The organism is Nonomuraea fuscirosea, from assembly GCF_035917475.1.
GTDB classification, from domain to species: Bacteria; Actinomycetota; Actinomycetes; order Streptosporangiales; family Streptosporangiaceae; genus Nonomuraea; species Nonomuraea fuscirosea.
Genome location: NZ_CP109074.1, coordinates 2,429,630 through 2,455,095, shown reverse-complemented (window position 1 = coordinate 2,455,095; position 25,466 = coordinate 2,429,630). Strand labels below are relative to the sequence as shown.

General features: G+C 72.7%; 30 protein-coding genes. 11 read left to right on the top strand and 19 right to left on the bottom strand.

Translation table 11 applies throughout. The features are described 5' to 3' along the window. Window positions 1-126 precede the first annotated feature (126 nt). Together OIE67_RS11050 and OIE67_RS11045 are read right to left on the bottom strand one after the other, a co-directional pair. Entirely contained in the window at window positions 127-498 is a 372-nt protein-coding gene (locus OIE67_RS11050) for a hypothetical protein (RefSeq protein ID WP_106249569.1), read from the bottom strand. Between the two features lie 107 nt (window positions 499-605). After that, window positions 606-1,352: an NADPH-dependent F420 reductase gene (locus OIE67_RS11045; protein ID WP_326639184.1), complete on the bottom strand. Its 747-nt coding sequence runs from the start codon at window positions 1,350-1,352 to the stop codon at window positions 606-608. 89 nt (window positions 1,353-1,441) lie between these two features. On the opposite strand from OIE67_RS11045, the gene OIE67_RS11040 reads away from it, so the two are divergent. From OIE67_RS11040 to OIE67_RS11020, 5 genes are all read left to right on the top strand, one after another. Then, window positions 1,442-1,813 carry a winged helix-turn-helix transcriptional regulator gene (locus OIE67_RS11040; RefSeq protein WP_245956388.1) on the top strand — a complete coding sequence of 124 codons (372 nt, stop codon included), beginning with the start codon at window positions 1,442-1,444 and terminating at the stop codon, window positions 1,811-1,813. Window positions 1,814-1,911: 98 nt separating this feature from the next. Continuing rightward, window positions 1,912-2,139, top strand: a complete 228-nt coding sequence (locus tag OIE67_RS11035) for a hypothetical protein (protein WP_326639181.1) — start codon at window positions 1,912-1,914, stop codon at window positions 2,137-2,139. A gap of 134 nt (window positions 2,140-2,273) precedes the next feature. Then, entirely contained in the window at window positions 2,274-2,420 is a 147-nt protein-coding gene (locus OIE67_RS11030) for a hypothetical protein (protein WP_181308403.1), read from the top strand. A 74-nt stretch (window positions 2,421-2,494) separates the two neighbouring features. Beyond that, a complete protein-coding gene (locus OIE67_RS11025; protein ID WP_326639179.1) occupies window positions 2,495-3,040 on the top strand; it encodes a TIGR00645 family protein in 546 nt (181 codons plus the stop codon). Between the two features lie 43 nt (window positions 3,041-3,083). After that, window positions 3,084-3,335, top strand: a complete 252-nt coding sequence (locus OIE67_RS11020) for a hypothetical protein (protein ID WP_106249576.1) — start codon at window positions 3,084-3,086, stop codon at window positions 3,333-3,335. Between the two features lie 62 nt (window positions 3,336-3,397). Here the strand turns inward: OIE67_RS11020 and OIE67_RS11015 are convergent, their stop codons facing one another. Then, window positions 3,398-4,210 (bottom strand): HAD family hydrolase, encoded by an 813-nt coding sequence (locus tag OIE67_RS11015; RefSeq protein ID WP_326639176.1) that lies wholly within the window; start codon window positions 4,208-4,210, stop codon window positions 3,398-3,400. Between the two features lie 133 nt (window positions 4,211-4,343). On the opposite strand from OIE67_RS11015, the gene OIE67_RS11010 reads away from it, so the two are divergent. Beyond that, window positions 4,344-5,030, top strand: a complete 687-nt coding sequence (locus OIE67_RS11010; protein WP_326645307.1) for an IMP cyclohydrolase — start codon at window positions 4,344-4,346, stop codon at window positions 5,028-5,030. A gap of 76 nt (window positions 5,031-5,106) precedes the next feature. Here OIE67_RS11010 and OIE67_RS11005 read toward each other — a convergent pair whose 3' ends face one another. Continuing rightward, complete coding sequence (locus OIE67_RS11005; protein ID WP_181308405.1) at window positions 5,107-5,583, bottom strand: DUF2283 domain-containing protein; 477 nt, start codon at window positions 5,581-5,583, stop codon at window positions 5,107-5,109. A 152-nt stretch (window positions 5,584-5,735) separates the two neighbouring features. Here OIE67_RS11005 and pyrF point away from each other — a divergent pair, with 152 nt between their 5' ends. Then, the gene (gene pyrF, locus OIE67_RS11000) at window positions 5,736-6,557 is read left to right on the top strand and encodes an orotidine-5'-phosphate decarboxylase (RefSeq protein ID WP_326639174.1); all 822 of its coding nucleotides are present in this window, start codon (window positions 5,736-5,738) and stop codon (window positions 6,555-6,557) included. A 16-nt stretch (window positions 6,558-6,573) separates the two neighbouring features. Here the strand turns inward: pyrF and OIE67_RS10995 are convergent, their stop codons facing one another. Both OIE67_RS10995 and leuA read right to left on the bottom strand, forming a co-directional pair. Next, a complete protein-coding gene (locus OIE67_RS10995; RefSeq protein WP_326639172.1) occupies window positions 6,574-7,080 on the bottom strand; it encodes a nucleotidyltransferase domain-containing protein in 507 nt (168 codons plus the stop codon). 69 nt (window positions 7,081-7,149) lie between these two features. After that, on the bottom strand, window positions 7,150-8,868 hold the full coding sequence (gene leuA, locus OIE67_RS10990) for a 2-isopropylmalate synthase (protein WP_326639170.1): 1,719 nt from the start codon (window positions 8,866-8,868) through the stop codon (window positions 7,150-7,152). A gap of 173 nt (window positions 8,869-9,041) precedes the next feature. On the opposite strand from leuA, the gene OIE67_RS10985 reads away from it, so the two are divergent. After that, a complete protein-coding gene (locus OIE67_RS10985) occupies window positions 9,042-9,743 on the top strand; it encodes a FadR/GntR family transcriptional regulator (protein ID WP_326639168.1) in 702 nt (233 codons plus the stop codon). A 130-nt stretch (window positions 9,744-9,873) separates the two neighbouring features. Here OIE67_RS10985 and OIE67_RS10980 read toward each other — a convergent pair whose 3' ends face one another. The 11 genes from OIE67_RS10980 to OIE67_RS10930 all read right to left on the bottom strand — a co-directional run bounded on the left by OIE67_RS10980 (window position 9,874) and on the right by OIE67_RS10930 (window position 21,046). Next, window positions 9,874-10,083 (bottom strand): hypothetical protein, encoded by a 210-nt coding sequence (locus OIE67_RS10980; protein WP_106249587.1) that lies wholly within the window; start codon window positions 10,081-10,083, stop codon window positions 9,874-9,876. A gap of 68 nt (window positions 10,084-10,151) precedes the next feature. Next, window positions 10,152-11,036 (bottom strand): ribokinase, encoded by an 885-nt coding sequence (rbsK, locus tag OIE67_RS10975; protein ID WP_326639163.1) that lies wholly within the window; start codon window positions 11,034-11,036, stop codon window positions 10,152-10,154. Continuing rightward, window positions 11,033-12,361: an ADP-ribosylglycohydrolase family protein gene (locus OIE67_RS10970; protein ID WP_326639161.1), complete on the bottom strand. Its 1,329-nt coding sequence runs from the start codon at window positions 12,359-12,361 to the stop codon at window positions 11,033-11,035. The genes rbsK and OIE67_RS10970 overlap by 4 nt, the downstream gene beginning before the upstream one ends. After that, window positions 12,358-13,497, bottom strand: coding sequence for an ADP-ribosylglycohydrolase family protein (locus tag OIE67_RS10965; RefSeq protein WP_326639159.1), 1,140 nt, complete (start codon window positions 13,495-13,497; stop codon window positions 12,358-12,360). The genes OIE67_RS10970 and OIE67_RS10965 overlap by 4 nt, the downstream gene beginning before the upstream one ends. Then, window positions 13,494-14,495, bottom strand: coding sequence for an ADP-ribosylglycohydrolase family protein (locus OIE67_RS10960; protein WP_326639157.1), 1,002 nt, complete (start codon window positions 14,493-14,495; stop codon window positions 13,494-13,496). Before OIE67_RS10960 ends, OIE67_RS10965 begins: the two co-directional genes overlap by 4 nt. Before the next feature lie 6 nt (window positions 14,496-14,501). Further along, a complete protein-coding gene (locus tag OIE67_RS10955) occupies window positions 14,502-15,473 on the bottom strand; it encodes an ADP-ribosylglycohydrolase family protein (protein ID WP_326639155.1) in 972 nt (323 codons plus the stop codon). Then, entirely contained in the window at window positions 15,470-16,771 is a 1,302-nt protein-coding gene (locus OIE67_RS10950) for an ABC transporter substrate-binding protein (RefSeq protein ID WP_326639153.1), read from the bottom strand. Before OIE67_RS10950 ends, OIE67_RS10955 begins: the two co-directional genes overlap by 4 nt. Window positions 16,772-16,781: 10 nt before the next feature. After that, on the bottom strand, window positions 16,782-17,600 hold the full coding sequence (locus tag OIE67_RS10945; RefSeq protein WP_106249599.1) for a carbohydrate ABC transporter permease: 819 nt from the start codon (window positions 17,598-17,600) through the stop codon (window positions 16,782-16,784). Beyond that, the gene (locus OIE67_RS10940; protein WP_219912307.1) at window positions 17,597-18,511 is read right to left on the bottom strand and encodes a carbohydrate ABC transporter permease; all 915 of its coding nucleotides are present in this window, start codon (window positions 18,509-18,511) and stop codon (window positions 17,597-17,599) included. The genes OIE67_RS10945 and OIE67_RS10940 overlap by 4 nt, the downstream gene beginning before the upstream one ends. Continuing rightward, window positions 18,508-19,572, bottom strand: coding sequence for a LacI family DNA-binding transcriptional regulator (locus OIE67_RS10935; RefSeq protein WP_326639151.1), 1,065 nt, complete (start codon window positions 19,570-19,572; stop codon window positions 18,508-18,510). The genes OIE67_RS10940 and OIE67_RS10935 overlap by 4 nt, the downstream gene beginning before the upstream one ends. Before the next feature lie 184 nt (window positions 19,573-19,756). Next, window positions 19,757-21,046, bottom strand: a complete 1,290-nt coding sequence (locus OIE67_RS10930; RefSeq protein WP_326639149.1) for an MFS transporter — start codon at window positions 21,044-21,046, stop codon at window positions 19,757-19,759. 22 nt (window positions 21,047-21,068) lie between these two features. On the opposite strand from OIE67_RS10930, the gene OIE67_RS10925 reads away from it, so the two are divergent. From OIE67_RS10925 to mihF, 3 genes are all read left to right on the top strand, one after another. Further along, on the top strand, window positions 21,069-22,388 hold the full coding sequence (locus OIE67_RS10925; protein ID WP_326639147.1) for an ROK family transcriptional regulator: 1,320 nt from the start codon (window positions 21,069-21,071) through the stop codon (window positions 22,386-22,388). A gap of 108 nt (window positions 22,389-22,496) precedes the next feature. Beyond that, complete coding sequence (locus OIE67_RS10920) at window positions 22,497-22,901, top strand: GlcG/HbpS family heme-binding protein (protein ID WP_326639145.1); 405 nt, start codon at window positions 22,497-22,499, stop codon at window positions 22,899-22,901. Between the two features lie 103 nt (window positions 22,902-23,004). After that, a complete protein-coding gene (gene mihF / locus OIE67_RS10915) occupies window positions 23,005-23,310 on the top strand; it encodes an integration host factor, actinobacterial type (protein ID WP_043641121.1) in 306 nt (101 codons plus the stop codon). A 157-nt stretch (window positions 23,311-23,467) separates the two neighbouring features. Here the strand turns inward: mihF and OIE67_RS10910 are convergent, their stop codons facing one another. Together OIE67_RS10910 and OIE67_RS10905 are read right to left on the bottom strand one after the other, a co-directional pair. Next, entirely contained in the window at window positions 23,468-24,115 is a 648-nt protein-coding gene (locus OIE67_RS10910; RefSeq protein WP_106249608.1) for a response regulator transcription factor, read from the bottom strand. Further along, window positions 24,106-25,353 (bottom strand): sensor histidine kinase, encoded by a 1,248-nt coding sequence (locus OIE67_RS10905; protein WP_326639127.1) that lies wholly within the window; start codon window positions 25,351-25,353, stop codon window positions 24,106-24,108. Before OIE67_RS10905 ends, OIE67_RS10910 begins: the two co-directional genes overlap by 10 nt. Window positions 25,354-25,466: the final 113 nt, after the last annotated feature.

Below are 25,466 nucleotides of genomic sequence, written 5' to 3'. Positions count from 1 at the left end.
GTCCCGTCGTACACGATCGTCAAGCTCAACAACGTGCACTGCGGCTGACCCTTGGCTGAGAGAGCCGGCCGCGGGACCGGCGCCCCCGCGGCCGGCCCCGGAGCCGTTCCCCTCCCGGGGCGGGGGTCAGCGGCGCAGAGCCCAGACCAGGAGCCAGACGCTCAGACCGAACAGCGTCATCCCGAGCGGCACGTGCGCCGCCAGCGCCCCCGACCCGCCCAGCATCGACTGGACGAACCCGAGCAGCAGCACCGCCAGGCTGACCAGCGCGGGCCAGCCCGGCCCCCGCGCCGGCCGCCACAGCAGCACGGCGACGACGAGCTGAGCCAGCGCCAGCGCGTGCACCGCGGTCGCGCCCATCCCGTGCGGTCCCGCCGCTCCCCCGCTCAGGAGCTGCCCGGCCGTCACGGCCTGGACCAGCACCGACAACGTGCTGAGCGCGGTGACGACCTTGAACGCGGTGGCGTACCCGCTGCCCTTGGCGACCTCGGTGACCACTGGCCTCTCCTTTGACCTAGGACGAAAGGTCTTCAGGATCCGCCCGGCGGGCGGTGGCCGCATCCGCCCGCGGTCGCGGTCCGCGCTACATCAACGGTCGTACACGATCAGGCCGGCTGGTGCTCACCGGAGGATGGCAGAGGCGGCAGGACGGCCTGGGCGTCGGCGCCGCCGAACCACAGCCCGATCATGAACGCCGCCGTCGCCTCCAGTTGCGTCGCCCGCGCCAGGCTCCCGCCGTTCACGGGGGTGCAGCCGAGGTCGGCGACCAGCGTGCGCGCGGCGTCCATGGCGGCCTGGTCGTCACCGCACAGGGGCACGGACAGCGGCCGGCCGTCGAAGACCGGCGGCGTCAGCCGCCACACGTCCACGTGACACAGGTTGAAGCCCTTCACCACATGCCCGCCGGTGATGTCGGCGATCAGGCGGGCGAGGGGACGCGTGGGGTCATACCGGTCCGGAGCGGCGGCGTTCGTCACGTCGATGAGCGGCTTGCCGCGCAGGGCCGGGCCGGCGGCACGGAGCGTGTCGGCCAGCCCCGCCTCCCTGACGGCCACCACCACGACGTCCCCGAACCCGGCCACCTCCGCGAAACTCCCGCTCCGCACCTTCGCGACACTCCCGCTCAGGACCTCCGCGACCGCCCGGGACCGCGCCTCCGCCGAAGTTCCCGCCGCTGTCGCGGGCGCGGCCGGGGCCGAGGTCCGCGCGACCGCCTGGGCGGTCATGCCGGCCGCGCGCTCCGCGCTCCTGCCCGGGTCCCGCCCGCTGACCATCACCTCGTGTCCCGCCACCGCCCACTGCGTGCCCAGCGCGTCCGCCATGTTGCCCGCGCCCAGGATCCCGATCCGCATGTTCCGTCCTCCACATGAGGGGCTTTACTTGACAGCAGGACTGTAGGAAGTCCGTCGCGCACCATTCGGTTCCTATCGGAAGGTCCCCGTTGTTCCTCGCCGACTGCCAGACCCGGCTGGCCTTCGACCTGCTCGCCAACACGTGGAACGCGGTCGTCATGTGGGCGCTGCGGCACGGCCCGCGCCGGCCGGGGCGGTTGCGTACGGAGATCGGCGGCATCAGCAGCAAGGTGCTGACCGAGACGCTGCGCCGCCTGGAGTACAACGGCCTGGTGACGCGCCACACCTACGCCGAGGCCCCGCCGAGGGTGGAGTACGAGCTGACCGACCTGGGCCGTTCACTGCTGGGCCCGATCGAGGGGTTCGGCGAGTGGGCCGCCGAGCACGCCGACGAGGTCATGGCCGCGCAGGAGCGCTGGGTCATGACGGACCCCCGTCCGATGCCGGAGAGCTTGGACTGACGCGGCTGCCCTGAAGGCTTTCTTAGACGGAGTGTTACTGATCGATTACTCTGGGTAGTTAACCGGAGGTTGTTCATCACCGTCACCCAGGAGGTCACATGCGTTTCGCCCCCCGTCGGCTCGCCGTCACCGCGCTCGTCGCCGGCGGCCTGACTCTGCTCTCCGTCCCTGCCGCACACGCCGTCGTCGATCCCGTCCTCACCCTCACCTGCCTGGCCGAGGCCCCCAACGCGGCGCTCGGCGTCATCGATCCGGCCGCCGCCATGGACCCGGCGTCCCTGCTCGCGATGCCCGAGCTCCCCGCGACGAACTGCCTGGCTCCCTGACCACGCGGGTTACCGGCACGGGACCACCCCTCGACACCGGTAACGGGCGGCGTCCGCACGCCGGACGCCGCCCGGTCCCAGCCCACCGTCCGCGTCATCAGCGGGTGCACGAAGAGCAGCAGCAAGGAGTTCCGTTGAAGGTCCGAGTCCTGACCGCCGTCGCCGCCCTGGCGCTGGCCGCCGGCCTGCCTCCGTCCATCCTCGACGAGCTCGGCAAAGGCAATCCTCCGCTCGTCGACATCCAGACCTACGTCCAGCACATCAACGTCCTGACGTCCTAGTGCGGGTAGCGCAGCTGTCCGTGGCCTCTACGCCGACCGGGCCGCGGACACCGCTCCGACGGGTCGGCTACTTCATGTTCTTCAGCCGATGGATCCAGGTGCCGCTCTACCTGGGGCTGATCGTCGCGCAGGTCGTCTACGTGTGGCGCTTCATGATGGAGCTGCTCCACCTGATCCAGCTGGGCTTCGGCGGCACGCCCGCCGAGACCACCGTCATGCTGATCGTCCTCGGGCTCGTCGACGTGGTGATGATCTCGAATCTGCTCATCATGGTCATCATCGGCGGCTACGAGACGTTCGTCTCGCGGCTGCGCATCGAAGGACATCCCGACCAGCCCCAATGGCTCTCGCACGTCAACGCCAACGTGCTGAAGGTCAAGCTGGCCATGGCGATCATCGGCATCTCCTCCATCCACCTTCTGCAGATCTTCATCAACGCCGCGAAACCCACCATCACCGACCGGGAGCTCATATGGAAAACCCTGATCCACCTGACCTTCGTCGTCTCAGCGATCGCGCTCGCCATGATCGACCGGGTGATGGAGGGCGGGCGTCCGCATCAGAGCACGGGCGACGGGGAGCAGTCCACAGGGACGTCGCAGGAACGCCTGGCCGCCTAGCCGCGCGCCCGTGGGTGTGGCGGTGCGCCTGTCGGGGGGACTGATGCGATTCACGTACGCGGTCGTGGCGGTGGTGGCGTCGGCGTTGCTCGGCTGCCCCGGCGCGTACGCCGAGGACGAGGCTCCGGCGAAGACCGGCCCGGCTCCCCTGATCGGCGACGTGATCATCTTCAACGACGAGATCGTCGAGCCGGTGTCCCTGCCGTTGAGCACGTGCGGCGGGCTGCTGCCGGTGCTCAGCCAGGCACCGTCCTCCTGTGATGGCGCTTCGCGAGTGTCGGACGACGACGCGTGAGGCCGTACGTGCCCGCCCGCGGGGGTGGGCGGGCACGACGGCGCGACCCCGGCGAACGGGCGTCAGGCGGCGCGGCCGAGCAGGTCCTCCAGCACCACGGCCACCCCGTCCTCGTCGTTCGACAGCGTCCGGTGCTCCGCGGCAGCCAGCACCATCTCGTGGGCGTTGGCCATCGCGTATCCGGCGCCCGCGTAGAGCAGCACGGCCAGGTCGTTCGGCATGTCGCCGAAGGCCACCACGTCGCCGGCCCCGACGCCCCGCTCCCGGCAGAGCCGGTCGAGCGTGGCCGCCTTGGTGACGCCGGGGGCGCTGATCTCCAGCAGCCCCTCCAGGCCCGAGTACGTCACCTCGGCCAGATCGCCGATCGTGTCCGACACCGCCGCGTACATCTCGTCCGCCGTACGGGACGGTGACAGGGCCAGCAGCTTGACGATCGGCTGGTCTGCGCCGAAGACGGAGTCGACCTCGCGGTAGAAGGCCACGTCATGCTCGATCCTGCGGGTGTAGGCGGCCTCGGTCAGCACGTTCCTGCCGGTCTCGACGGCCAGCCCGACGTCGGGCAGAGCGAGGGCGAGCGCCTCGGCGACCTTGCGCGCGGCCTGCGGGTCGAGCGGGCTGCTGGCGGTGATCTCGTCGCTGGCCAGGTCGTAGACGACGGCGCCGTTGCTGCAGATCGCGGTGCCGGTGACCCCCGCTTGGGCGGCGATCTCCTGGACACCGCGCGGGGCTCTGGCGGTGACGAAGACGATCTCGGCGCCGGCCGCGCGGGCGGCGCCCAACGCCTGCCTGGTACGCGCGCTGACGGAGCCGGTCGAGGTGAGAAGGGTGCCGTCGAGGTCGGTGGCCACGATGCGCGGGAAGGTCACGGTGCTCACCAGGCGATTATCCCGTCCGGGCGACCACGCGACCACGCGACCACGTCCGCTTCGCCACGGAGTTGTAGGCTGACGCGGCCGCCGCGGATGGGATCGACGAGCGGCCGGATCACGAAAGGGAGCTCGGGTGTCCATGCGGCCGCTGCGGCAGACCCTCCAGGCCATCCCCTATCCGGGACGGATCGTCGTGTGGGCCAGGACCCTCGATGGCGCGATGTGCGGCGGCTATGTCCTGACCGGCCGCACCCAGGCGTCGAAGGCGCGGGCTCTGCGCCTGGCCGGTCACGAACTCGTCGTCGGCCCGACCGACCCGGCCCCGGACGACCCGCTGCGCCACTACGTCGCCGCCACGCGACGTGACAGCTGGCTGGTGTTCGGGAACGGGGAACAGGTGGCGACCGTGGCCGATCGCCTGCGCGCCGGACGGCCGCCGGTCGTCGCTCTTGACGGCCTGGACTACGAACCCGATCCGCCGATCTTCACGCCGCGCGTCACCGTGGTCGTGAACGTGGACTCCCCCGGGGACGCCTGGTTCGGCGCCGCCCGTCGCAGCTCCGGCGACCGGACCTCGACCGATCGGCTGACGCTCTCCGTCCGGGAGCTCGCTCCCGGCGATGCCGTGCTGATGACCACCTACGTGTCCGACGGCCGGCACGTGGTCACCGGAGAGCCGTTCCTCGAAGCCGTGACCGAGGCGGCCGATCAGCACGCGTTCCTGGACGAGCTGTGGGAGGCGCTCGATCCGCGCTACCGGGTGGCGGCGGCGAGCTTCACGCCGCACGATCTCGCCGGCGCGGCTCTGCGCCACCAGGAGCCGTGACCCGGCGATCAGGCGGGCATGCGCAGGACGAGGCACGCGCCCTGGTGCTGCTGCAGCAGCGTCAGCCGCAGAGACGTCAGACGCGCATCTCGGACGGGAGCCGGGTGGCCGCGTCGGTGAGTTCCACGCCCAGCAGCTGGCCCGAGTCGCCGAAGTCGAGCACGACGTCCCCGGCCACGGTCTGGTCCGCCGCCTCCCCCGGGGCGATCTCGTGCTTCATCGCGATATAGGCGATGTTGCGGTCGTCGTCGACGCTCACGTACACCGTCCGCGGCCGCGGCGTCTCTGGACGGTCGTCGTCGGCCAGCAACCCCTCCCTGGCCTCGTGCGAGCCGGCCAGCGCCGCCCTGACCATGACCATCGCCAGCTCGACCGCCTCCAGCGAGTCGAGCCCGGTGACCTTCCGCTCGTGCTCCCATCCGTCGAGCCCGTCGATCCGGTACGGGCACGACCACTCGCCCGTCGCCTCCTCGTAGGGCAGGCCGAGCGTGACGAGGACGTCACGTGGCGGATCGGTACGCAGCGCCAGCACCCGATGGGCGATCTCGTACATGTCTGCTGATCTACCCGCACGACCACATGTGGAAGACTCGGCCCCGCACCGGATGGGCATCGGTGCCTCGGCACCCTAATGTCCTGGGAGTACGATTCATGCCCACGGCACCCGCGGGGCCGCCTACCCGTGGTCGTGAGGGAGCTAGTCACATGAACGATTCGTTCGGGGCGCGTCTGCGAGCCATGCTCGACGACCGGGGGCCCCTGTGCGTGGGCATCGATCCGAGCCCGGCGCTGCTCACCGCCTGGGGGCTCGACGATTCGCCCGCCGGTCTGGAGCGGTTCAGCCGCACGGTGGTCGAGAACGTCGCCGACGTGGTGGCCGCGGTCAAGCCGCAGTCGGCCTTCTTCGAGCGCTGGGGCAGCCGCGGCATCGCCGTGCTGGAACGCACCATCGCGGACCTGCGCGAGGCGGGCACGCTGGTGCTGCTCGACGTCAAGCGGGGCGACATCGACAGCACGATGGCCGCCTACGCCGAGGCCTACCTCGACCGGGGCAGCCCGCTGGCCGCCGACGCGGTGACGCTGAGCCCCTACCTGGGGTTCGGCTCGCTGGCGGGCGCGATCGCCTCGGCGGTGGCCAACGACGCGGGCGTGTTCGTGCTGGCCCGCACCTCCAACCCGGAGGCCGCCGGGCTGCAGCGGCTGGTGGCCGGTCAGGTGCTGGCCGGGGCCACCGCCGCCAACGCGGGGCATTCGCCGTTCGGGCCCGTCGGGCTGGTCATGGGCGCCACGCTGCCGGAGCTCGAAGACTCGCTGACCGACCTCAACGGCCCCATCCTGGCGCCGGGGCTGGGCGCGCAGGGCGCCACTCCGGCCGACGTGGCGCGCCTGTTCGGTCCGGTACGGCACGCGGTGCTGCCGTCGGTCTCCCGGGACGTGCTGGCCGACCCGAAGCGGGTGCGCAGCCGTACGCTGTTCTACCGCGACGAGTGCGCCGCGCACCTGTCGGGGGTCGCCGCCCCGAGCTGACCGACGCGGTGCGCGTTCAGAAGTGGGTCGCGATCCCGAACGTCTCCCGCAGCCTGGCCATGTCGTGCAGGTCGCGCTCCCTGGGCTGGTAGCCCTGGTGGAAGGTCACCTGCTGGGCGGCGGACAGGCACGGCACGTCCACGCCCTCGATCACGCCGGAGGCGAAGGCGTCCGGCGGATAGGTGAAGGCGCCGCCGTGGTCGTCGAGCCGCTGCAGCGCCGAGCCGTCGGGGCGGAAGCTCAGCGGGTGCAGGTCCAGCTCACGCCCGCCGGGATCCGCCATGACGAAACGGGCGGGCCTGCCGGGAACGACGCCTTCGTGCCGCTCGGCGTACCCGAGGGCCTCAAGGACGGCGATCACGGCGGGCTCCTGCTCCACCCGGTGGAGCAGGTCGAGGTCGGCGTGCTGCCTGGTGACGCGGCCGACGAGCGCGTCGACGCCCCAGCCGCCGGCGACCCACACCGCGCAGCCCGCCGCGCGCAGGGCCCGCAGCACCGCAAGGACGGCGCCCGCCTCGAACATCCGTATCCTCCACGATCACAGGTTCCGTGGCGGGGACCCGCCACGGAACCTGTGATCGTACGCGAGCGGTCAGCCGGTGTGCGCGGCCGGCTCGATGGCCCGGTTGACCGCGGCCAGCACGGCGCGGACCGAGGCGGTCAGGACCGAGGTGTCCGTGGCCGCGCCCCAGCGGGTGACGCCGCCCGCGCGGACCTCGACGTACGCGATGGCCCGGCCGCCCCTGCCCGGATCGAGGGCGTGCTCGGCGTAGTGCAGGATGTCCGTCTCGATCCCGTCGGCGGCCAGCGCGGCGCTCAGTGCCGACAGCGGCCCGTTGCCGGTGCCGCGCAGCGCGCGCCCGCTGGTCAGCGTCCCCTCGAACGCGTGCGCGCCCGGCCCCGTCTCCACCGTGCTCCAGCTCGCCAGCGGGGCGGCCTCCCCCGGCGCCAGGTAGGTGGCGTGGAAGAGCTCCCAGAGCTGCTCGGCGGTGATCTCCGCGCCGCTGCCGTCGGTGGCCCGCTGGACGACCCGGGAGAAGTCCATCTGCAGGCGGCGCGGCAGTTCGAGGCCGTAGCGGGTGTGCAGCAGGTACGCGACGCCGCCCTTGCCCGACTGGCTGTTGACCCGGATGACGGCCTGGTAGTCGCGGCCGACGTCGGCCGGGTCGATCGGCAGGTACGGCACCTCCCACGGCGCCCGCTCCGGCGGCACGCCCAGCTCGGCGGCCCGCTTGGCGTGGTGGGCCAGGCCCTTGCCGATGGCGTCCTGGTGGGTGCCGGAGAAGGCGGTGTAGACGAGGTCGCCCGCGTACGGGTGGCGGTCGGGCACCGACAGCCGGTTGCAGTGCTCGACCACCCGCCGCACCTCGTCGATGTCCGAGAGGTCGATCATCGGATCGACGCCCTGCGCGTGCAGGTTGAGCGCGAGCGTCACCAGGTCCACGTTGCCGGTGCGCTCGCCGTTGCCGAACAGGCAGCCCTCCACTCGCTGCGCCCCCGCCAGCAGGGCCAGCTCCGCGCAGGCGACGCCGGTGCCGCGGTCGTTGTGCGGGTGCACGGACAGGATCACCGCGTCCCTGCGGGCGAGGTTGCGGTGCATGTACTCGATCTGGTCGGCGTACACGTTGGGCGTGGCCACCTCGACCGTCGCGGGCAGGTTGAGGATCACGGGCCGGTCGGCGCAGGCGTCCCACAGGGTGGTCAGGTCGTCGCAGACCTCCAGCACGTAGTCCGGCTCGGTCAGGTTGAACACCTCCGGCGAGAACTCGAAGCGGATGTCGCGGTCGCCGGCCAGCCGGGCGACGTGCCCGGCGGCGTCCCTGATCAGGGCGCGCAACTCGCTCCTGTCGTGGCCGAGCACCACCTCGCGCCAGGTGGGGGCGGTGGCGGCGTAGAGATGCACGACCACCCGGGACATGCCCTCGACGGCGGCGAACGTGCGCTCGATCAGGTCGCGCCTGGCGGCCGTGAAGACCACCACGCTCACGTCCTCGGGCACGGCGCCCGGCGTGGCCAGGTGGCGGACGAAGTCGAAGTCGGTCTGGCTGGCCGAGGGATAGCCGACCTCGATCTCCTTGAAGCCCATGGCCGTCTGCAGGTCGAACATCCGGCGCTTGCGGGCCGGGTCCATCGGCTCGGCCAGCGCCTGGTTGCCGTCACGCAGGTCCACGGGGACCCAGAGGGGCGCTTCGGTGATGCGCCGTCCCGGCCAGGCGCGCTCGGCGGCGAGCGGCACCTCGACGCGCTCGTGGACGGGGCGGTAGCGGTGAGAGGGCATGGCGCTCGGGCGCTGCCGGTTCCAGTCGTACATGATCGTCCTTCTCGGTTCTCGGAGGGGAGACCGGCGGGGCACACCGACCGCCGCGGCGGGGTGCCGGTCCGGTCAGGCCCCGCCGCGGCGACCGAGAAGGAGGCGACCGTACGACGTCATGGGCGCTAGACTAACCACACCACAGGTCCTCAGACAACCTGAGAGGAAAAGCGATGCCCCTCGGCTCACTCCGGCCCAGCCCGCTCGTCGAGCAGGCCACCGAGCATCTGCGCGAGCAGATCACCCAGGGCGAGTGGCCGGTGGGCACCCGGCTGCCCGGGGAGAACGCGCTGGCCAAGGCGCTCGGGGTGGGGCGCTCGACGGTGCGCGAGGCGCTGCGGGCGCTGGCCGGGGCGGGGCTGGTGCAGGCCCGGCAGGGGTCGGGGGTGTTCGTGATCGCCACGGAGTCCGCCACCGGTCCGGCCGAGGGGTGGGCCGCCCGGCTGCGGCGGGCCGCCATCACCGATGTCTACGAGGTACGCGTCATCGTCGAGACGCAGGCCGCCGCGCTCGCGGCCGGGAGGCGTACCGACGAGGACGTCGCGGCCCTGGAGGCGGCGCTGGAAAGGCGGTCACGGGCGGCCGGCGCGGACGACGCCGCGTTCGTGGACGCCGACATCGCGCTGCACGCGGCGGTGGTGGCGGCGGCGGGCAACCCGGTGCTGTCCGACCTGTTCGCCGAGTTCGCACCCGCGCTGCGGGAGCGGCTGATCGACCTGGTCGAGCTGCTGGGGCTGCGGGAGCACGATCGCAATCCCGGGCACGACACGCACGCGGCGCTGGTCACGGCCATCAGGGACGGCGACGGCGCGGCGGCCGAGGAGATCCTGCGCACGGAGCTGCGCCAGACCCTGTCCCACCTGCACGCCCACTGACCGGCCGGCGTGCGGCGCGGATCGCCTCACCGCACGGGCACCTACCGGGCGGGCTGACGGGCGCACCGGCTGACGTGTCCGGGTGGGCTGACGGGCGCACGCCGGCTGACGAGTCCGGGTGGGCGGCGGGTCAGCCGGTCGGGCCGGCGTCCGGGCGGATGACGTCTTCGTCGTCGTCCGGCTCCTCCTCCGGCTCCGGCTCGTCCTGCGCGTCGGGCGGGTCGGCGGAGATCGGCCGGCGTGACCTCGGCGTGTCGCAGCCCGCGCGCTCGGCGACGACGTCGCTCTCGCCCTGCAGTCCCCGCACCGCCTCGGGCAGTTCCTTCGATGGCTTGCTCATACCTGCCACCTGCCCTGCCACAACCCGCCCAACCTGGCCGAATACCGGCCAAGAGCCGCCCGGACGCGTCAGTCGAGCGCGTCCTCGATCTGGCGGCGGGTGGGCATCGAGGTGCTGGCGCCCTCGCGCTGCACCGACAGCGCCGCCGCCACGGAGGCGAAGCGCAGGGCGCGTTCCATGGGCATCCGCTCGGTGCGCGCCACCGCCAGCGCCCCCACGAACGTGTCGCCGGCCGCCGTCGTATCCACCGCGTTCACCTTCACCGCCGGCACCCGCAGCCGCTCCCCCTCCCGCGACCCGTACAGCGCCCCTTCGGAGCCCAGCGTGATCACCGCCTCGGGAACCAGTTCGAGCAGCGCGTCCATGGCCTCGTCCGCGCCGGTCACGCCGGTGATGGCGGCGGCCTCGTGCTCGTTGGGGACGATGGTGGTGACCGCCTCCAGCAGCTCGGCGGGCAGCGGCTGGGCCGGCGCCGGGGTGAGGAAGACGGGCACGCCGGAGACGCGGGCCGCCTGCGCGGCCCGTACGACCGCCTCCATGGGCAGCTCCAGCTGCAGCAGCAGCGCCCGCGAGCCGGCGATGGCGGCCAGGTCCTCGCCGGTGGGCCCGGTGACGGTGCCGTTGGCGCCGGGGACGACGATGATCGAGTTGCCGCCGTCGTCGTCCACCACGATGTGCGCGATGCCGCTGGGGCCGGGCACCTGGCGCAGGCCGCGTACGCCCACCCCGGCCTCTGTCAGCGTGGCGCGCATCTCCGCGCCGAACCCGTCGTCGCCCACCGCCCCCAGGAACGTCACCTCGCCGCCCGCGCGGGCGGCGGCGATCGCCTGGTTGGCGCCCTTGCCGCCGGGCACGGTGCGGAACCGGTGCCCGGTGACCGTCTCACCGCGGCGCGGGGCCTGGGAGACGTACGCGACGAGATCCATGTTGGCGCTGCCGAAAACCGAGATCATGCCCTCATCATCTCCTGTGTCCGCGCCGCCAGCTCGGCCGGACTCACCCCGTCGAACCCGGTCAGGCTGCTGGCCAGCCTGTCGCGCAGCCGCCAGCGCTCCGGCACGCCGCCGTTCAGCGCGCCCGCGACGGAGCCGGCCGTGGCGCCGGCGGAGTCGGTGTCCCAGCCGCCCGCCACCGCCCCGGCGATCGTCGCGGTGAAGTCGCCGGCGCCGTGCACCAGGGTCGCCGCGACGAGGGCGGCGTTGTGGATCGTGTGCACCCAGTGCAGGTCGCCGTGGCGTTCGTGGAGCAGGTCGACGACGCGTTCGAAGTCGTCCTCGCGGGTGGCGTCCGCCACGGCCAGGCGGACCGCCGCGTACAGGCGCGAGCCGCGCGGCACCACGGACATGCCCGCCCGCACGACCTCCTCCGCCGAATCGGCCACCAGCGCGGCGGCGCACATCGCGGCCGCGAACATGGCTCCGTAGATCCCGTTCGCGGTGTGGGTGAGGCGGGCGTCGCGCCAGGCGTACTCGGCGGCCGTGGCGGGGTCGCCCGGGTTGACCCAGCCGTAGACGTCGGTCCTGATCATCGCGCCGATCCACTCGCGGAACGGGTTGCGGTAGGTGGCGGTGGCCGGCGGCTCGACGCCGTCGAGGAGGTTGCGGTACGCGACCCGCTCGGCGGTGAACGTACGGCCCGCGGGCAGCTCGTCCAGCCACAGCTTGGCCACGTCCTCGGTGCCGAAGCCGCGGCCGTGCCGCTCCAGGACCGACAGGGCCAGCAGCGGGTAGTTGAGGTCGTCGTCCTCGGGGATGCCGTCCACGTTCTCGGCCAGGGAGTTGACGGCGCTGCGCCGGTTCCACGGCCAGCGGCGGGCGACGTCGTCCGGCAGGCCCTTCGCGGTGAACCAGCCCTCGATCGGCCAGTTGCCGGTGGCCTCGGCGATCTCCCTGATGCCCGCGCGGGGGATCTTCTCGACGGGTTTGCCGAGCACGCAGCCGGCCGCGCGGCCCAGCCACGCCCCCAGCACCCGCGCGGGATCCACCTCGGCCCTGGGTCGCCGCCGCGGCCAGTCGGGGCAGGCGGCGATGATGCCGGCCAGGTCCGACGGCTCGGGCAGCGGGGAGGGGACGGCGGCCAGCTCGTCCAGCAGGTCCTCGGCCAGGCCGCGCAGCCGGACGGCCCCCGGCTCCGAGGCGCCGGCGCGGGGCGGGGCGTCGTGGCCGCCGGCCGCGTGCCAGCGGGCGGCGATGCCGCCCGCGTCGCGGCCGTCCTCGGCGGCCTGGCGCAGCTCGTGACCGACGAGGTCCTCCGGCTGCACCCAGGTGAGCCGGATCATGCGCCGTCGAGCTCGGCGAAGGCGGACTCGTGGGCGCGGCGGCGGAGCAGGTCGCCCTCGTGCACCCGGCGCGCCACGGCGGCGATGGAGCGCCCCGGAGCCACCAGGTCCGTCCTGCTGGCGGCCGCCACCTGCTCGACCCACTCCTTCGGCACGCCGCCCAGCCCGCCGAGCGCGCCCGCGATGGCCCCGCCCATGGAGGCGATCGAGTCGGCGTCGCGCCCGTAGTTGACGCCGCCCAGCACGGTGTCCCGGTAGTCGCCCTTGGCGATCACCAGGAACCCCAGCGCCAGGGGCAGCTCCTCGATGCTGTGCACCCGGCTCGGCCGCCGCGCGCCCAGGCCCTGGTCACGGTAGGTGTCGGCGACCGTGTCGTACGGCCTGACCGCCGCCCGCAGCGTCTCGAACGAGCCCTCCCAGTGCCCGAGCCCGGACGCGGCCTCGCAGACCGCCTCGATGGCGGCCCTGGTGCCGTCCTTGGCCAGGCGCAGGCAGGCGGCCACCACGGAGTCGGCGGTGGCGCCCGGCCGCATCGCCTCGGCCACGGCGGCGGCCATCACGCCCGCCGCCTCACGCCCGTAACTGGACTGGTGCGCGCCGGTCAGGTCGACGGCCTCGGCGTAGGCGGCGTCGGGGTCGGCGGCGTTGACGATGCCGACGGGGGCGACGTACATGGCGGCGCCGCAGTTCACGATGTTGCCGACGCCGGCCTCGCGCGGGTCGGCGTGGCCGTAGTGCAGCCTGGCCACGATCCACTTCTCAGCCAGGAAGATCCGCTGCAGCGGCAGCGCCTCGGCCTCCAGCTCGGGGATCCAGCGCCGCTCGCCCATCAGCTCGGGCACCAGGTGCTCGGCCATGGAGTAGGCGTCCAGGTGGCCGCCGGTCTTCTCGTACACGCGGATGAGGGCGTGCGTCATCAGGGTGTCGTCGGTGATGTGGCCGTCGCCCTTGTGGTACGGCGCGATGGGCCTGGCGTTGCGCCAGTCCTCGTTGTACGGGGGCACGACGCCTTCGACGCGGCCGCCGTACCGTTCGACGATCTGCTCGGAGGTCCAGCCCTCGGTGGCGCCGCCCAGCGCGTCACCGACCGCCGCCCCCGCCACGCAGCCGGTCGCCCTGTCCTCAAGCGGCGTCATGCGATTCCCTCCAGTAGTTCGATCAGATCTCGGCCCGCCAGGTCAGGCAGGCAACAACCGGCCAGCGTACGGGCCGGGGCGGTCCACCCCTCCGGGATCGCCCCGTACCCGCCGCAGGCCCCGGTGAGCGCGCCGGTCAGCGCGGGCGCCGAGTCGGCCAGCCGCGCCAGGCAGGCCGCGGCGGGCACGGCCCTGGTGAGCTCGCCTCCCGCCGCCTCGGCCAGCGCCAGCGCCACGGGCACCGTCTGCGCGGCGCCGACGCCGTAGCTGTAGACGTGGTCGAGCAGCGCGGCGTCCAGCGCGGGGACGGCGGCGAACGGGTCGCCCGCCTTCCGCGCGACGGACAGCGCCAGGCGGGCGTTGTGCCCGATGGCGGTGTCCGCGGGCAGCATGTCCAGTGCCGCCTCGACCGCCGCCGCCACATCCCCCGACATCGACCCTGCCGCCACAGCGGCGGCCATCGCCTGGGCGGCGAGCACTCCGTCGCCCGCGTTCGTCACCTGCGCGTCCTCGGTGGGGTCCCTCCCCAGGACCCCGAACGCGACGGCTCTGATGGCGGCGGCGTCGTCGAAATGATGGGGATTGTCATGCCCCGACGCGGGCGGCTCGACACCGTCGGCCAGGTTGTCCAGCGCGGTGGCCACGGAGATGCGCGCCCTGATCGGCGCGGGCGCCTCACCGCTCGGACCGGCGCCTGGGCGCGACGGGACGAGGTCTCTGAACGCCTCCGCCCGTGGCCGGTCGATGGTCAGCAGCGTCCAGGCCAGCCACTCGGCGTCGTCTGACGGCCCGATCCGCAGCGGCGCGACCGGCTGGTTCAGCGCGAACGGCACCGGCAGCGTGGTCACCTGATGCTCTTCGGCGAAGGCGTCCAGCTCGCGGTGCAGCCGCCGGCTCCAGGGCGCGTGCAGGGCCGCGCGGTGCCTGGCCGCGGGCCAGCCCACGGCGTCACCGACGGCGAGCCCGGCGACGGCCCCCCTGATTCTGTCCCCCGACATGGTGTTCTACAGTCCTTCCGCCAGTTCGTCGGCGACGTCCAGCACATGTCTTCCGGCCACGACGGGCAGGCACTTGCCCGTCACCGGCCCGATCCTGGCGGCCCAGCGGGCCGGCACGCCGCGCTCTCCCCGCGCGGCCCCGGCCACCGCTCCCGCGATGGCGCCGATCGTGTCGGCATCCCGGCCCAGGCTCACCCCGAACGTCACGGACGCCTCCACCTCGCCGCCCCCCGCGAGGAAGGCGGCCAGGGCCAGCGCCACGGCCTCGGGCGCGACGTCGGTCCACGGGTAGTGCCGCACGACGACGGCCCGGTGCAACGCCTCCACGAGCTCCGAGCCACCCGGGTCCGGGAAGGACGCGAGGACGTCACGTACGCGGACGACGTTCCTGGCCGTCCACGACTCTGCCGGGATCACCGCCAGCGCCGCCGCGACCACCTCGTCCGGCGTGGCCCCGCCCATGGCGGCGGCCACCGCCCCGGCGACCGCCCGGCCGCCGACGATGCCCTCGCCCGACCCGCTGACCAGTCCGTCCTGCTCGACCAGCCGGGCCGCCTCCGCCGGATCCCCCGGGCAGAAGATCCCGTACGGCGCCGCGCGCATCGCCAGCCCGTCCGACCAGCCGTGCGCGTGCACGAGCCCGGTCAGCGGCGGCTCCAGCCCCCGGCGAAGCGCTTCGACGGTGCCCAGCTCGGAGAAGCCGGCTCCGCGCATGGGCCCGCTCACCCGGGGGATGATCTCCGCCCGGTACGCGGCCGCCACATCGTGCGCGCGAAGGTCGTGCCCGTGGCGGACGAGCAACGAGGCGGCGTAGATCGCGTACTCGGTGTCGTCGGTGCCGCCGCCCTCGATCTCGGTGAGCCGCCCCCACCGCCGCCGGATCTCGGCCGGCGTGAGGTTCTCGGCCGGGGCCCCGAGGGCGTCGCCGGCCGCCAGGCCGAGCAGGCACCCCCGGGCCCTGTCCCGCAAGGAAGTCACCGCTGGTACCGCTCCAGCACCTTGTTGCCGTCCTCGACCAGCTTGGTCGCGGCCTGGTCAAGAGTGATCTTGTCGGCGAAGTACTCCTGCAGCGCGGGCGTGGCGACCTTGCTCTTCCACTCGTCGAACCCGTTCACCTTCAGGAACGGCGCCACGACGAGGTCCTTGGCGGAGGCGGTGGCCACGTCCCAGCCGTTCTCCTTCGTGGTCATGGCCGGGTCGGCGGCGGCAGTCTGGGAGGTCGGCAGCAGCCAGTCGCCCTTGGCGAGCTTGGCCTGGTTGGCGCCGTTCAGGAAGAACGAGATGAACTTCATCGCCTCGTCGGGATGCTCGCTCTCCTGCGCGATCGACAGCGTCTGCGAGACCGCGCCCTGCTGGGCGCTGGTGCCCTTGGGCGCGGGCAGCGTCACCCACTCGAACCCGTCGGGCGCCTGCTCGGCGACCTGCTGGCGCAGGTAGACGCCGGCCGGCAGCAGCGCGAACTTGCCCTTGTAGAAGGCGGGCAGCGGGTCCGCGGTGCCCTGGCCGAGCGCGGCCGGGTCGGCGGACTTGTCCTTGTAGAGCTGGTCGTGGATGCGCTGGAGCACCTCGCGCTCCTCGGGACCGACCTTGACGGTGGTCTTGCCGCCGGCGGTCTGGAAGAAGGTGCCGCCGAAGTTGAGCGCCAGGTTGAGCGTCTTGTTGACCGGCGACTTCATCGGCCAGGCGACGCCGAACGTGCCGCCCTTGGTCATCTTCTTGGCCGCCGCGGAGAACTCGTCCCACGTCCACGGGTCGCCCGCGGCGGGGACGCGCACGCCCGAGTCGTCGAGCAGCTTCTTGTTGGCGATGATGACCTGCGACTCCTGGAGGAACGGCACGCCGTACACGCCCTGCTCGCCCTTGCCGCCGTCGAAGGTGACGGTGTCCCAGGCGGCCTGCGGGATGTCGCTCTTCAGCTCGGCGGGCAGCTTGGCACCGAGGTCGAGCAGGTAGCCGTCGGAGGCGAAGCCGGCCAGGGCGGGCGAGTCGTTGTGGATGACGTCGGGCGCGGTGCCGCCGGCGAACTGGGTGACGAGCTGGTCGTTGACGTTGTCCCAGCTGCCCTGGACGTAGGTGACCTGGATGCCGGGGTTGGCCTTGTTCCACTCGTCCACGATCTGCTTGTTCGCGGCGACGGACTCCTTCTGCCAGGCCAGGCTGAGGAAGTCGAGCTTGACGGGCGCGCCGGGCGAGGACGACGACTCGCCGCCACCCCCTCCGCACGCGGCGGCGAGCGTGAGGACGGCCGCCGCCGCCAGAGCGGACTTGATTCGCATATGAGGCCTCCTAGCCCTTGACGGCGCCGGCCATCAGGCCGGACTTCAGTCGCCGCTGGATGATTGCGAAGAAGATCAGGCTGGGGATCGTCGCCATGAGCGACGCCGCGGCCAGCGGCCCGAGCCTGGCCACGCCCTCGGGGCCGGTGAACCTCACCAGCGTGAGCGGGAGCGTCATGACGTCGGGGTCCTGCAAGATCACGAGGGCGAACATGAACTCGTTCCAGGACGAGATGAACGAGAACAGCAGGGTCGCCACCACACCCGGCGCGAGCAGCGGGGCGACCACGCTGACGATCGAGCGCAAGCGGCTCGCGCCGTCCACCGACGCGGCCTCCTCCAGCTCGGGCGGCACGGCGCGGACGTACCCCTGCAACATCCACAGCGCGAACGGCAGCGTGAACGTCACGTGCACCACCACCAGGCCGGGCAGCGTGTTCACCAGGTCCAGGTCCCGCAGGATCATGAAGAGCGGGATGATGATCAGAATGAACGGGAACACCTGGCTGACCAGCACCCACCCGATCGCGATCTTGTTCACCAGCCCCCGGTAGCGGGCCATGGCGTAGGAGGCGGGCAGCGAGATCACCACGGTGATCACGCTGGCGAACAGCGCCACCACCAGGCTCCGCGCCGCCGCCCCGACCAGGTCCTGCTCCCCGAACGCGTCGGTGAAGTTGGCCAGCGTGGGCTCGCGCGGGATCCACGTCGGCTCCGTCAGTGCCATCTCCTGGGGCGTCTTCAGCGCCGTGGACAGCAGCCACAGCAGCGGGAACGCCAGGAAGACGACGTACGCGACCAGCGCCACGTACTGTGAAACGCGTTTCACCTGGCCTCCCTCATCTGCCGCCACAGGTACAGCCCGAGCACCGCGAGCACGACGATCGCCATGGCGAGGCCGAGCATCGAGGCGTAACCGGCCATGCGGTAGCGGAACGCCTCCTCGTACGCGAACAGCATCGGCAGCCGCGTGCGCCCTCCCGGCCCGCCCTGCGTGAGCACGTAGACCAGGCCGAACTGGTTGATGTTCCACACGAAGTCGAGCGAGGTGATCGCCACGATGACCGGCCTGAGCTGCGGCAGCGTGATGCTCCAGAAGCGCCGCCAGGAGCCCGCGCCGTCCATCTCACCGGCCTCGTAGAGCTCCTTGGGCACGTTCTGCAGGCCCGCGAGCAGCACGACCGTGGTCTGCGGCATGCCCGCCCAGACGCCCACCACGATGATCGCGGGCAGGGCGAGCGAGAAGTCGGCCAGCCAGTTGACGTGCGTGCCGAGCAGGTCGTTCAGTATGCCCGCGTCGGGGTGGTAGACGAGCTTCCACATCAGGCCGATGACCACCGGCGGCATCGCCCACGGCACCACCGACAGCACCCGGGCCACGGCCCGGCCGCGCAGCTTCTCGTTGAGCAGCAGCGCCAGGCCGAGCGCGGCGACGAACTGCAGCACGGTCACGGAGACGGACCAGATCGCGCCGATCCGGAACGAGGACCAGAACTCGTCGTCGGCCAGCAGCGCGGTGAAGTTCTCCAGGCCGACGAACTCGGTCTGGTGGACGCGGGTGTTGCGGGCGTCGGTGAAGGCCAGGCCGATGCCGTACAGCAGCGGGCCCATGCTGAACAGCAGCACCGGCACCATCGCCGGCAGCATCAGCAGCCACATCTCCCGCGTCTTGCGCGAGGGCCCGCGGCGTCTGGCCCGCGACCGCCGGGGCGGCGCCGCTCTCGTCTCGGTGGCCGTCACGCGCCGTCCTCCTGCCCGTCCGCGTACTTTCCTTCGGCGTACTTTCCGCCCGCGTACGCCGGGCCGGCCGTGGAGGCCCGGACCGCGAGGCGGGGCGGCACGGTGACCAGCCGGGGCTCGCGCTCGCCGCCCTGGAGCCGTTCGAGCAGCAGTTCGGCGGCGGCCTTGCCGCGTTCCGCGGACCCGAGCGAGACGCTCGTCAGCGACGGCCACGAGGCGGCGGCGAGGTCGGTGTCGTCCATGCCGACCACGGCCACGTCCTGGGGCACCCGCCGGCCCAAGGCGCGCAGCACGTCGAGCGCGCCGAGCGCGATCAGGTCGTTGGCGCACATCAGCGCGTCGATGTCGGGCCTGGCGGCGAGCAGTCCGGCCACCGCGCGGGCACCGTCGGTGCGGTAGAAGTCGCCGATGCGGACGAGGTCCTCGTCGTAGGGCAGGCCGAGGTCTCCCAGCGCCTCCCGGTACGCGGCACCGCGGGCGGCGCCGGGCACGGTGTCGAGCGGGCCGTTGACCAGGGCGATGCGGCGGCGGCCGAGCGCGTGGAGGTGGTCGAGCGCCAGCCTGACGCCGGTGCGCGAGTCGGCCCGTACGTTGTCGACGGGGGTGCCCTCGGGCACCGAGCCGATGATCACGACGGGGGCCCTGGCCGCGGCCAGCATCTGCAGATGGGCGTCGGTGACCCGCAGCGGGACCATGATCAGCCCGTCCACGTAGCGCTCGCCCAGGCTGTGCAGCACGGCGATCTCGTCCTCCACCACCGCGTCGGTCGAGTGCAGCACGAGCCGGTATCCGGCGGCCTTCAGCACCGGCTGGATCTGGCGCAGCATGGCCAGGTAGGCGGGGTTGCCGACGTCGGCCATGGCGAAGGCGACCTGGTGGGTGCGGCGTGACTTGAGGGATCTGGCCACGGCGTTGCGCACGTAACCGAGCTCGTCCGCGGCGGCCATCACCTTGCGCACGGTCTCCTGCCTGGTCGGCAGGCCGTTGAGGACCCGCGATACGGAGGCGATCGAGACACCGGCGCGCTCGGCGATCGTGTTGATCGTGGGTCCGTCGGCCAAGGCTGTCCTTCCATCGTGAGTAAACGTTTACGGCCATCCGTCTGTAAACGTTTACCGCGTGGAGGACATGAAACCTGGATGTAACTTGCAGGTCAAGTCACGATCACATAACACCAGGTCAGCGGCCATCGGCACAAGTCCCGTCACGACCGGCCGCAACCGAACCGGCCGTGACGGAAACGGATCAGTCGCGGGCGGGTTCCGGTTCCGGCTCGTGTCCTCGCTCCCCCGCCGGGCCGGCCGCCGCTTCGGGAGCGGCGTCCTGGGCGGGGGACGTCGAGAGGCGGAGCAGGGCGCGGATGGCCGGGGAGCCGGTGAGTGTCACCACCGCCGCGAGCACCGCGGGGATGAACAGGGCCACCGGCAGCGACGTCGACTCGGCCACGAACCCGAGCACGGCCGGCCCCAGCAGCAGCCCGCTGTACCCGAACGCCGTCACCATGGCCAGGGCCCGGCCGACCCGGCCGCCGGCCGCGCCGACCGCGCTGAACAGCACCGGCACCACCGTGGCCAGCCCGACGCCGACCAGCGCCCACCCGGTCCAGGCGCACGCGACCCGTACGGCCGCCCCGGTCAGCGGCGAGACGAGCACGAGGACGTACCCGGCGGTGGCGAAGAGGCCGGCGAGCTGGATGGTCCGCACGGAGCCGAGCCTGGCCCTGATCGGGTCGCCCAGCAGCCGCACGGTCGTCATGGCGACGGAGAAGATCGTGTACGCCAGCGGCGCCATGACCGGATCGGTCTCCAGCACCCAGCGGGCGTGCAGCGCGGCCCAGTCGATGGCCGCCCCCTCGCTCAGGTGCCCGGCGAACGCGGCCAGCCCGAGCAGGGCGATCAGCCCCCAGCGCAGCGACTCGCCCGGCGCACCCGGCGAGCCGGAGGACTCTGAGGCGGAGCCGTCCCCCGCCGTGCCGGGGAGCAGCAGCCGCGCGGCCGGCAGGTACAGGAACGGCACCACGATCGCCGCCACGATCAGCAGCCACTGCGCGTCCAGCCCGGCCTTGAGCACGAGGGAGGTGATCCCGCCGCCGGCGGCCCCGCCGAGGCTCCAGGTGCCGTGGAAGGCGGAGATGATCGGCCGCCGGTAGATCCGTTCGACCTCGACGGAATGGGCGTTCATGCCGACCTCGGTCACGCCGAGCCCCATGCCGAAGAGCACGGCCAGTACCGCCAGCTGCCAGTACGAGGACGCCAGCGCCGGCCCGAGCAGCACCAGGCCGGAGAAGGGCCCGCCGAACCAGCACACCCGCCGGCTCGACCACCGGTCCACCAGCGGCCCGGCCACCAGCATCGACACCAGCGCCCCGCCGGAGATCAGCAGCAGGACGCTGCCGAGCCGGGCGGGGCCGAGGTCGAGCCGGTCGTTCAGCGACGGCAGCCCGGCCGCCCACAGACCCATGACAAGACCAGCGAGAAAGAAGAATCCGAAAACTCCGACACGAGCCCGTTTTGCGTCAGTGAGGCTTTTGTTCACGGCTAGAGCATAAACTGTTCCCGTGAATGGAGCTACAACGAGTGGCGAGCTTCGCGCGCACAACCGGGTCAGGCTGCTGCGCGCCGTGCACGACTCCGGTGCCGTGCGCACCAGATCCCAGCTCACCCGCGATCTGCGGCTGGCCAGGGGCACGGCCTCGGTGCTGGTGGCCGGCCTGGCCGAGGCCGGGCTGCTGCACGAGGAGCCGGCCCCCGGCCACGCGCGGGGCCGGCCGACGCAGGTGCCCGGGCCGCATCCGCACGGCCCGGTGGCGCTGGCCGCCGACGTGCGCGAGGACGCCTGGGAGCTGGCGGCGTGCGAGCTCGGCGGCCGGGTCACGGTGCTGGACGTGCGCCCGCACGACGGCACGCCGCAGGGCACGCTCGGGCCGCTGGGCGAGGCCGTGGCGGCGCACCGGCGGCGGCTCGGCCACCGGGTCGTGGGTGTCGGCGTCGCCCTGGCCGGCCCGATCCGCCACGGCGGCCTGGTGGACATCGCCCACCTGGGCTGGCGCTCGGTCGACGTCCCTGCCCTCCTGAACCTGCCCGACGGGCCCGCCGCCCAGCCCGGCGCGCCCGCCTTCGAGCCCGGCGAAACCGGCGCCCGGCCCGGCGAGCCCCGGCCCGGCGAGCCCCTGCCCGGTACGCCCGTCATCGGCAACGACACCGTCCTCGCCGCGCTGGCCGAGGCGCGGCGCGGCCACCTGCGTGACGTCCGGGTGGGCCTGCACCTGCACGTGGACTTCGACCTGGGCGGCGTGCTGATCGTGGACGGCCGGCCGGTCCCCGGGGCGAGCGGCGCCGGCGCCGAGTTCGGCCACATGCCGCTCTCCGGCGGCGACCGTCCCTGCCCCTGCGGCGCCACCGGCTGCTGGGGCATGGACGTCGGCGCCAACGCCCTGCTGCGCGACGTCGGCCTGGCCCACGGCGGCGGCAGGGGACGCGAGCAGGCCGAGCGGGTGCTGGCGACGAACGGGGAGGCGGTGGAGGCCAACGCCAGGGCCCTGGGACGCGGTGTGGCGGCCCTGGTGAACGCGCACGACCCGGAGGTGGTGACACTGTCGGGCCACGGCGTGGAACTGCTGCAGCGGGCCGGGCAGGCCCTCATGGCGGCCTGTGAGCCCGGCCTGATGGCGATCCGCCGCGACCGGCCGCCGCGGATCGAGGGCTCGGCCCTCGGCTGGCGCGGCTCGCTCCTGGGCGCGATGGAGTCGGTCTTCGACCACTTCCTCACACCCGAGGGGCTCGAACTCTGGCGGAAAAACCACCCTGACCAGGCTCGCGACACGCCCGACCGACAAAGTGTGACGTATTCCACCCTGGCCCGGCATAAGCCCCTGTGACTCAACACCTCCGCACCCGCGTAGGCGATCTTGCACGGGCCCGGCCGGCCCGGGTACGCATGGGGAGGGCCAAGGCGCGAAAGAATCATGATCCGAGGGGCGAACCGCGTGAATCTCGAACTCGCGCTCCGCATGACGGAGGCAGCCGTCAAGCAGGCGTACCGCGAGGGCGCCCGGATCTCCGTGGCGATCGTGGACGACGGCGGAAATCTGGTGTCCTTCCAGCGTATGGACGGTGCGGAGATCTCCGGTCCTGTCCTCGCGCGGGGCAAGGCGTACACCTCGGTGGCCCTGCGCAGGCCCACCTCCGAGCTGCCCGCGCTGACCGCGGCGGACGGCGAGCTCGCGGGCCTGGCCGGAGCGGGTTTCGTCTGCTTCGGCGGCGGCCTGCCGCTCTGGTCGGGCTACGGTGAGACGGAACGCGTGGTCGGTGGCATAGGGGTCAGCGGAGGCACGATCGCGCAGGACGTGGCGTGCGCGGAAGCGGGCGCATCAGCGTGGTCCGGACGCTGACCACGCACTTTCCGCAACACGAACCGCTGGTATCCGCCATGATTAGCCACTGCACCACGGGTAACAGAACCCGAACGCTCAACTCCCCGAGGAGAGAACAGAGATGGCACTTCCCACCCTCACCCCCGAGCAGCGTCAAGCCGCTCTGGCCAAGGCAGCCGAGGCCCGTGCCGCGCGCACGGCGCTGCTGGCGAAGGTCAAGGCCGGCGAGCTGACGTTCGCTCAGCTGCTCGAGCGCGACGACGACATCGCGAAGAAGATCAAGGTGTCGCAGGCGCTCCGCGCCGTCAAGGGCGTCGGTCCGGCCAAGGCCACCGCGCTGATGGAGGAGGCGGGCGTCGACGAGAAGCGCCGCCTCGGCGGCCTGGGCGCCCAGCAGCGCAAGAAGCTGGTCGACGCGCTCGGGTAGACCCCCCCGAGCGGCCAGGTCCGCGCGTAGCGGCGCGCGGACCGGCCAGCGACCCTCTCACTGGCCAGGAGGGACCGGCGGGCGGAGCCGCCCCGCTCGACCGGCGGGCCAGCCGGGAGGTCACGTGAACGTCAGGTCAGGGCGGCCGGGAACGTGATCACGAACGCAGGTAGGTCAGGACGGCGAGCACCCGGCGATGCTGGTCACTGTCCTCCGCGTAGAGGCCGAGCTTGCTGAAGATGCTTCTGATGTGCTTCTCCACGGCCCCGTCGCTGATCACGAGCTGCCGCCCGATGGCCGGATTCGACTTCCCCTCGGCCATCAGGCCGAGCACCTCGCGCTCGCGCGGCGTGAGCTCGGCCAGCGGGTCGTCCTTGCGCCTGCGCACCATCAACTGCGACACCACCTGAGGATCGAAGACGGTTCCGCCGGCGGCCACCCGCCGCAGCCCCTCCAGGAACTCCTCCACGTCGACGACCCGGTCCTTCAGCAGGTAGCCGACCGCGCCACGGGCGTCGGCCAGCAGGTCGTCGGCATAGGAGACCTCGACGTACTGCGAGAGGATCAGCACCGGCGTGCCCGGCACCCGGCGCCGGGCCTCGACCGCCGCCTTGAGCCCCTCGTCGGTGAACGACGGCGGCATGCGTACGTCCACCACTGAGACGTCCGGTTTGTGCTCGGCCACCGCGGCGACGAGCGCGTCACCGTCACCGACCGTGGCCACCACCTCGCAGCCGAACTCCTCCAGCAACCTGACCAGGCCCTCCCTGATCAGAACCGCGTCATCGGCCACGACTACCCGCACGGCACCTCCGCCACGATCATCGTGGGCCCGCCGTCGGGCGACTGCACGGTCAGCTCCCCGTCGACGGCGCGGAGCCGGTCGGCGAGCCCGGCGAGCCCATGTCCCTTGGCGACGTGCGCGCCGCCGACCCCATCATCCCCGATCGTCAGCATGAGGACGTCACCGATGCGGACGAGCTGGATCGTGCAGACGGTGGCGCGGCTGTGCTTGGCCACGTTGGTCAGGGTCTCGGCGCAGACGAAGTAGACGGCGTTCTCCACCGCGGCCTGGTAGCGCTCGACGGTCTGCACGTCGAGGTCGACGGGGACCGTGCAGCGGCCCGCCAGGGCGGCCAGCGCGGGCGCGAGGCCGCGGTCGGACAGGATCGGCGGGGCGATGCCGCGCGAGAGGGCGCGCAGCTCGTCGAGCGTCTCGCGGGTGGCGCCGATCGCGGCGGTGAGCGTGGCCCGCGCGGCGTCGGGGTCCTTGGCCAGCTGCCGCTGCGCCCTGGACAGCTCCATGGCCAGCGACACCAGCCGCTGCTGCGGCCCGTCGTGGATGTCGCGCTCCAGCTTGCGCAGCGCGTTGGCCTCGGCGGAGACGGCGGCGGCGCGGCCCTGGGCCAGGTCGTCGATGCGCTCCTGCAGCTCGGCCACACCGGTCAGCAGGGCCCGGCCGAGGCCGGAGCGCAGCAGCGCGGCGCCGCGGACCACGAACGGCATGAGCAGCGTGAAGACCAGGCCGATCGAGACGTAGAAGAGCACGTTGACGCCGTAGGAGTCGCCCAGTCCGAGCAGCTCCGGTAGCTCGGTGTTGCCGGGGATGCGCGAGGTGACGAGCCCGTACAGGGGATAGGTGAGCCCGGCGACGGGAATCGCCCAGAACACCACGGTGAGCACGAACGCGATGATCGCGAACGGCAGGTTGAGTATGCCGTGCAGCAGGTCGAGCCAGGACTGCCCGCTGGTCAGCGGGTTGATGAGGCGGCGGAAACGGCCCGCGCCGGGCGGCGCCGGCTTGTAGCGCGGCCGTACGGGCGGCCTGCGCAGCACGTCGGAGAGCCAGCCGCGCTCGGCGTCGGCGAAGCCCCGCGCCACCATCAGCGTGCCGGCCAGCAGCGGCACGCCGATCCACACGACCGCCGTGCCCACCCCTGCCGCGAATCCCGCGATCATGAGCACGAAGCCGATGAGAGTGGTCGGGAAACCGACCAGCGTGTAGCGGGTGTCGAGAAGGACACGCCTCGTCAGTGAGCGCATGGCCACCACCGTATGTCGCGGCGGCTTCGCGGACGAGCGGGTGCGCCGGTGTATGGGGGTAGGGCCAGCCCTACCCGGCCCGGTGGTGTGATCTCGACCCCAGGACGGCGGCT